Source organism: Mycetocola sp. (genome assembly GCF_046716805.1).
Classification (GTDB): Bacteria; Actinomycetota; Actinomycetes; order Actinomycetales; family Microbacteriaceae; genus Mycetocola_A.
Window position 1 is genome coordinate 1 of record NZ_JBKJWH010000155.1, and the last position, 7,253, is coordinate 7,253.

The following is a 7,253-nucleotide window of genomic DNA, read 5'->3' on the forward strand; positions in this document are numbered from 1 at the left end:
ATCCAAGGGAGCCAACGGGTACGTCGTTCGCGGCGAGGACCGCACCGCCGTGATCGACCCGGGTTTGGCGTCCGGGTTCGATGCAGTGCTCGCCGAACTCCGTGACGCTGAGCAGCGCACCGGCCGGCTCACCGACATCCTGCTCACGCACTACGACGTCGACCACGCCCAGGTTGTGAAGCGACTGCAGGAGGCTCTGAAGGTGCCGGTCTGGATCAGCACAGCGGATGCCGCGATCTTGCGTGGCGAGGACGCCCCGCCGACGCTGTTCCGCCGCCTTCTCAACCGAGTGGCGTCGTCGGAGTATCCCGACGGGGTGGTGGAGGTTACCGGGACGCTCGAGATTTTCCCTGGGCTGCTGGCATTCCCGACGCCGGGGCACACCCCAGGGCACCTCGGTTTCCGCTGGCAGGACGTTCTCTTCACCGGGGATGCCGTTCTCGTCACGAAACACGGCAACCTGAAGCAGTTCTACCGGCTGCCGATCAGTGACAAGGCGATGGCGCGAACGACGGAACGACTGCTCCGTGAGCGGATCAAAGCCGAGGAGATCGAGTGGCTCTGTGCCGGTCACAACCCGCCGACGCGGTGGGTGGGTGGCGCGGAGGAGTGGTGACGGCGACCCTCCGCATCTCGTTCGAGGGAGAACGTCAAGCCCCCCGTTGTGCCGGAATGTACATCGTGCGTTCACCAGCCGGACAGGTGTTGAACATGTGATTGCGCTGCGCGGTTCACAGCGAATACCTAGCTTCTCTCGTAGGGAGCCACCCGAAGGCTCGCAGTAGAGAGTGACAATCAGCGATGAGCGTATCGCGCATCATCTTCACGCGTTTTGCAAACACCAACAGCCCCAAGCTTGAACCGTGGCGAGAGCATTGCCGGCGTGTAGTGGGTTCCGTCCGCGAGCCCAGGCACAGCATCAGCGATCCTGAACGCGTCGCCGTTGTCTGGCAACTGGTATCGGCGAACAATCGAGAACTCGCCCGCAGTTCAGACATCTTCGACGACTTCCAGGATGCTGTGATCGCGGCGACCGAGGTCAAGGACTACGTGGTCAGCCACGGCGAAATCGTGAGCGTCAGCGACGATCGACAAGGTGCGTACGGGTGGTATCTCAACGTGCTCGGCCATCCAGCGGTGACCTGCTCGCGGTGGTACGGCGCCGAACGGGAACGACGGGATGCGATGATGCTGGCTGTGAGGTCACTGCCCGAGGCGAACATCGCCAGCGGGGCTCGGCAGTACGTCGATCTGCCGGAGAGGCAGAAATTCTACGTCTGATGACCGCAGCAGTCTCGACTCCATGAGTGAGATTCCCGCGGGCCTGATCGGCGGACGCTACCGGCTGGGCGAGTTGCTCGGCAGCGGCGGTTCAGCCTCCGTCTTCGCCGCCACGGACTCGAGGTCCGGAGCTGAGGTTGCGATCAAGATCCTGCACCCGCACCTCGGCGATTCCCCGCTCGCGCGGGAGGCGATCCTCGCCGAAGCACTCGCCGCCTCGGAACTCCGTCACCCGAACATCGTGTCGTCGCTCGATGCCGGCATTCACGACATCGGAGAGGGATCTCTCGCCTGGATCGCGATGGACCGCGCGCCGGGGGTGACCCTGCTGGAGTTCGTGCAGGCGGGCGGACCGCTCAGCATCGCGGACGCCGCGACGGTGGCCGAGGCCGTGCTCCGTGCGCTCGCCGCGGCACACGGCATCCGTTTGATTCATCGGGATGTGTCCCCATCGAACGTCATGGTCGATCTCGTGGAGAGCGCGCTGAGGGTCGCCGACGTTCGCTTGCTCGATTTCGGCCTCGCCGCGCCGGCGGGCAACGCCGCGTTGGGAGTTGCCGGGGATGGCGAGGAGCGTCTCGCCATTCTCGGCAACGCGAATTACACGTCACCGGAGCAGGCGGCTGCCGAGCCGGTCGACGAGCGTGGTGACCTCTACCAGGTCGGTGGCGTGCTGTACTTCGCGCTGACCGGCCGGCCGCCGTTCCCGCGCGCGAGCGTCGAGGCGACGCTCGCCGCTCACCGGAATGCGCCGCCGCCGGTGCCATCGGTGCTCCGGCGCGACACACCCCGCCAGCTCGACCGCATCGTGGTGAAGGCGCTGCTCAAGCACCCCGCTGACCGCTTCCAGGCGGCGGAGGAGATGCTCGCTGAGGTCACCCGCCTGCGTCAGACCCTGGCTGGACCGGCGGATGCTACGCCTCCCGATTTCGCCACGTCACGGACCCGGGTGCTCGCCGCGGGCGACCGCACGGAGCTGCTGACCCGACCAGCCCCAGGGCGGCCCGCAGCCGTCGCCACTCAGCGAACCGGCCCGAAACCGGTACGACGGAAGGGGACCCGTGGACGCGGCAACCGCACCGGAGGCTGGCTCGGCGGCATCATCGTCGCGGCGCTCATCGGGTCGGCCTGGTTCCTCGCCGCATCCAGCCCGGGGCCGGTGGTGGCCGAGCCGAGTCCAAGCGCCACGCCTACTGCGACGCCGCCCGCGACTTCCGAAGCATCCGCACCGCCTCCTCGCACGCCTGCCGCGTCCCCGACCAGGCAGGTTCCCTCCATCGAAATGACCTCCCTGGCGGATGCGCGCACCGCGCTCACAGCCGCCGGACTGACAATTCGCGACCTGGTCATCCAGAACTCGGAGCATCCCGGAGACACGGTGCTGCTCGTGTCGCCCCCCGCCGGTTCTCCGCTGCCGGTCGGCGGATCGGTCGACCTCGTCGTCGCATCCGGGTCGAACGCGGTCCCCGACGTTCGCGGACGGACTGAGGCGGATGCCGTGGCGGCGTTGCACGCGGCCGGATTTGCTGTGGTTCTTCGGAACGTCGTCGATGGATCGGTGGGACCGGGAACTGTCGTCACCAGCGAGCCCGCCCCAGCTTCGGTGGGTCGACTGAACACCGACGTCGTGCTCTTCATCAGCGTCGCGCCGACACCGAGCCCGACGCCGAGCCAGCCTCCGGCCGCGACTCCGACTCCGATTCCGACGCCCCCGGCCACCGTGCCCCCTGAAGTGGAGTAGTCGGATTTCTTCGCTTCCGGGCCAGTGCACGCGGTCGTCGGTAATCCGACGCCTGAAGTTCACTTAGCGCCCTCAGTCTCAACTGTGGATGTGCACTTCGACTACATCCGTTCCCCTTCTTAGCGCTAGAGGTCGTCATGCTGCCCATGTTCACCGAGTCTGCCCTCGGGCTGGAGACGCCGGATGACATTGCGGAGAATCCGGAAGCACGCCCGGTGAAGCGAACGCTCGCGGCGAAGCCGTCCGGCTCCGATCTGCTGTTCAAGTCGGTTGCGCGAGGCGCCGGCGGAGTGACCGTCGGCATCATGCTCGCGGTGGGCGTCTTCCTGTCGCTCCGGGCGACCGATGCGATCAGCGTCTCCGGTGTCGGCTTCCTCACCGAGCAGCAATGGTCGCCGGAGACCGGCGCGTTCGGCATCGCGGCCGTGCTGTTCGGCACCGTCACCATCGCGATCATCGCGATGTGTGTGGCGGTTCCGCTGGCGCTCGGCACCGCGCTGCTGATCTCCGAAGTCGCCCAGGGCAGGCTGCGCCAGACCCTCGTCACCCTCGTCGACCTGATGGCTGCCGTGCCGAGCGTCGTCTTCGGGCTCTGGGGAGTCTTCTTTCTGCAGGCCAGCATCATCCCGGTCTCCGCGTGGATCTCGACCTACTTCGCGTGGATCCCGTTCTTCGCGGTCACCGACGGCTCCGGCGAGGTGCTCACCGACGCGAGCGCCTTCACCTCGTCCGCCTTCATCGCCGGGATCGTCGTCGGCCTCATGGTGGTGCCCACCCAGACCTCGGTGATGCGCGAAGCCTTCACCCAGGCGCCGATGGGTGAGCGTGAAGCCGCCTTCGCCCTGGGCTCCACCCGCTGGGGCATGATCAAGGCCGTCGTGCTGCCGTTCGGCCGTGGGGGGATTATCGGCGGCACGATGCTTGGACTCGGGCGGGCTCTGGGCGAGACGATCGCGGTGTACATGATCATTTCGCCGATCTTCACCATCAACTGGCAGGTGCTGAAGACCGGCAGCAACTCGGTCTCTGCGCTCATCGCCCTGCGCTACGGCGAAGCCAGTGAGTTCGCCCTGTCGGCGCTGATGGCGGCTGGTCTTGTGCTGTTCCTGATCACCCTGGTGATCAACTTCACCGCCTCGTCGATCGTGGCCCGATCGCGCTCCGGCGCCGAAAGTGAGGCCTGATGTCGATCACCCTTGAGCGCCCCGCTCCGGAGGCGCAAGAAGCGGAGTCGTCGACCTTCGGCGCGACGACGATTCCATCCAAGGATGGAGTAGATGTCGGTTCGCGTCGCCAGGTGCGGGCGGCGCGAATCGACGAACGGTTCGCCGTGCTCGGAGCGGGTGCATCCGCCCTCGCCGTGGCGACGCTTCTGTTCGGCTTCGTCGCCCCGCTCAGCGGCGCGGTGGGCTTCGTCGTGGTCGCGTTCCTCGCGTTCATCGGCACGTATGCGCTTCTGGTCAGCCTCACGGCGGATCGGCAAGAAGTTCTCGACCGGGTGATGTCGATGCTGCTGGTCAGCGCCGGCGTCACCCTGTTCGGCTCACTCCTCTTCGTTGTGGTGTTCACCCTGCTGCGTGGGCGTGAAGCGCTGGTTCACGCCAACTTCTTCGTCGAGACGATGGAGCTCGCCGGCCCTCTCGACCCCCTCGACATGGGCGGAATCGGGCATGCGATCGTGGGCTCGCTCATCCAGATCGGCATCGCGCTGGCGATCACCATCCCTCTCGGCATCATCACCGCTCTGTTCCTCAACGAGATCGGCGGCAAGTTCGCGAAGTTCGTGCGCACGATTGCGGATGCCATGACGGCGCTTCCGTCCATCGTCGCCGGGTTGTTCGTGTACGCGGCCATCATTCTGCTCATCACCCATCAGCGCTCCGGTTTCGCGGCATCCCTCGCCATCACGGTGATGATGCTGCCGATCGTGATCCGCGCATCCGATGTCGTGTTGCGGCTGGTCGCCGGAAATCTGCGTGAAGCGGCCTACGCGCTGGGGGCCACTCGCTGGCGCACGGTCTGGCACGTGGTTCTGCCGACGGCTCGGTCGGGCCTCGTGACGGCGCTGATTCTCGGAACCGCTCGCGGTATCGGTGAGACCTCGCCGGTGCTGCTCACCTCGGGGTCGACGAACGTGCTCAACCTGAACCCGTTCGAAGGCCCGATGATCTCGCTCCCGCTGCAGGTCTTCGACCTGGTGCAGTCACCGGAACCCAGCATGATCGCCCGCGGATTCGGCACTGCCGCCGTGTTGATGCTGCTGGTGTTGGGTTTGTTCGCGATCGCCCGGGCGAGCGGCGGCAGCGGGCCGGGCGAATTGTCGCCACGCCGGCGTCGCGCAGCGATCGAAGCATCCGCCCGCGATGTTGAGCGCATGGCCGCCGCCGCGGCACATCGTTCCGGTGGATTCGTACCCCAGCCTCCCGTTTCACAGTCATCCGCTTCCCAGGAGAACCTCTCGTGACCGCACTCAGGCGCGCCCTCATCCGTTCGATCGCCGTGCTCGGCGCTGCTCTGCTCAGCCTCACCATCGCTGTTCCGAGCAACGCCGCCGGCTATGAGACCATCACCGGCACCGGCTCGACCTGGTCGAAGAACGCGCTTGACCAATGGCGCACGAACGTTGCGGCGAACTACGGCATGACCGTGAACTACAACGGGCAGGGGTCGACCCAGGGCCGACGAGACTTCATCACCGGCGGTATCGACTACGCAGTCAGCGAGATCCCGTTCCAGGGCAGCCCCGAGGACGGTTCCGCTCCCGAAGTGCCGCCGCGCGGCTACGCCTACATGCCGATCGTTGCCGGTGGCACGGCCTTCATGTACCACCTCAACATCGGAGGGAAGCGCGTCACGAACCTGCGACTCAGCGGCGAGACGGTGACCAAAATTTTCACCGGTGGTATCACCAACTGGAACGACCCCGCGATCAAGGCAGACAATCCTGGCCTGGCGATGCCGGACAAGACGATCGTGCCGGTGATCCGCTCAGATGGATCCGGCTCGAGCGCACAGTTCTCCCTGTGGATGTCGAAGCAGCACCCCGCTGTCTGGAACGCCTTCTGTGCATCCGTCGGCCGCGCCAGCCCCTGCGGGCTGACGTCGCAGTACCCGCTGTTCGGGAATGCGAAGGGCCAGAAGGGTTCAGACGGCGTCGCCGGCTATGTCAGCCAGGGCTATGGCGAAGGGGCGATCACGTACGTCGAGTACTCGTACGCGATCAAGGCGAAGTTCCCGGTCGCGAAGATCCTCAACCAGTCCGGTCACTACATCGAGCCCACCGCTCCGTCGGTCGCCGTGGCGTTGCTCAAGGCCCAGATCGACACCAACGCGAGTTCGAAGGACTATCTCACGCAGATCCTCGATGGGGTCTACAACAGCGCCGACCCGAGAACGTATCCGCTGTCGAGCTACTCCTACATGATCGTGCCGACCGAAGTGAAGCCTCCCGCTGTGTTCACCGCAGCCAAGGGGGCGACTCTCGGCGCGTTCGCCAGCTACATGCTGTGTGAGGGTCAGCAGCAGGCGGGCGCTCTCGGCTACTCGCCATTGCCGATGAACCTGGTGCTTGCTGGCTTCGACCAGATCAAGCGCATCCCGGGGGCCGAGGGCGCGAGCGTCGACCCGGCCAAGTGCAACAACCCGACGTTCAAGGCGGGAGACTCGCCGTCGAGCAACCAGCTCGCGACCACGGCGCCGCAGCCGGCGGCGTGCGACAAAAAAGGCCCGGACCAGTGCACCACCGGTACCGCGGGGGCTCTTCAGGACACCGCCACGACCGGTACCGGTGCGGGCGGCTCGGCTGCCGGTGGCGCAGCGGTTGCAGCAGAGGCCGGCGCAGCGGGTGCAGGCGCGGCGGCGGCGGACGGCGGCGCTGCGATTGCGGCGGATGTGGCCACCTACGACGAAAACGGAAACCTCATTGCGGGCGCCTCGACGGTGGGTGGTGCTGTGGCGATCGCGTCGCCGTTCACGCTCGATGACGAGGGCTGGGGCTGGCAGCAGTCGACAATGCTCGGTGCCGTGCTGCTGCTGCTCGTGGCGGTGGCGCTGCCGCCGTACCTGTCGCGCCGGCTGAAGGGTGCCGGCCCCGTTGCCGACCCGAAGGCGGCAGTGAAGTGAGCGCCAACATCATGGGTAGCCGAAGGTCCGTGTGGGGCCTGGCGACCGCGACCGGCGTGATTGTCGGCATCCTCGTCGGAACAGTCGTCGGAACAGGCGCGGCGATCGT

General features: G+C 66.5%; 6 protein-coding genes. All 6 read left to right on the top strand.

Features of this window, described 5'->3' with window-relative positions:
* Positions 1-616: MBL fold metallo-hydrolase (locus ACLQ62_RS12715; protein ID WP_411722004.1), on the top strand; the 616-nt coding region annotated here is incomplete at its 5' end.
* Positions 617-888: 272 nt separating this feature from the next.
* Positions 889-1,281: a hypothetical protein gene (locus tag ACLQ62_RS12720; RefSeq protein WP_411722005.1), complete on the top strand. Its 393-nt coding sequence runs from the start codon at positions 889-891 to the stop codon at positions 1,279-1,281.
* A gap of 22 nt (positions 1,282-1,303) precedes the next feature.
* Positions 1,304-3,022, top strand: coding sequence for a protein kinase domain-containing protein (locus tag ACLQ62_RS12725; protein WP_411722006.1), 1,719 nt, complete (start codon positions 1,304-1,306; stop codon positions 3,020-3,022).
* A gap of 137 nt (positions 3,023-3,159) precedes the next feature.
* Positions 3,160-4,206: a phosphate ABC transporter permease subunit PstC gene (gene pstC / locus ACLQ62_RS12730; RefSeq protein WP_411722007.1), complete on the top strand. Its 1,047-nt coding sequence runs from the start codon at positions 3,160-3,162 to the stop codon at positions 4,204-4,206.
* A complete protein-coding gene (gene pstA, locus ACLQ62_RS12735) occupies positions 4,206-5,486 on the top strand; it encodes a phosphate ABC transporter permease PstA (protein WP_411722008.1) in 1,281 nt (426 codons plus the stop codon). The genes pstC and pstA overlap by 1 nt, the downstream gene beginning before the upstream one ends.
* A complete protein-coding gene (gene pstS / locus ACLQ62_RS12740) occupies positions 5,483-7,144 on the top strand; it encodes a phosphate ABC transporter substrate-binding protein PstS (protein ID WP_411722009.1) in 1,662 nt (553 codons plus the stop codon). The genes pstA and pstS overlap by 4 nt, the downstream gene beginning before the upstream one ends.
* The last annotated feature ends 109 nt before the right edge of the window (positions 7,145-7,253 follow it).

Excerpts from the sequence above, each read along its gene's own strand:
- ACLQ62_RS12725 (WP_411722006.1), top strand. The coding sequence starts at position 1,304 with ATGAGTGAGATTCCCGCGGGCCTGATCGGCGGACGCTACCGGCTGGGC.
- pstC (WP_411722007.1), top strand. The coding sequence starts at position 3,160 with ATGCTGCCCATGTTCACCGAGTCTGCCCTCGGGCTGGAGACGCCGGAT.
- pstA (WP_411722008.1), top strand. The coding sequence starts at position 4,206 with ATGTCGATCACCCTTGAGCGCCCCGCTCCGGAGGCGCAAGAAGCGGAG.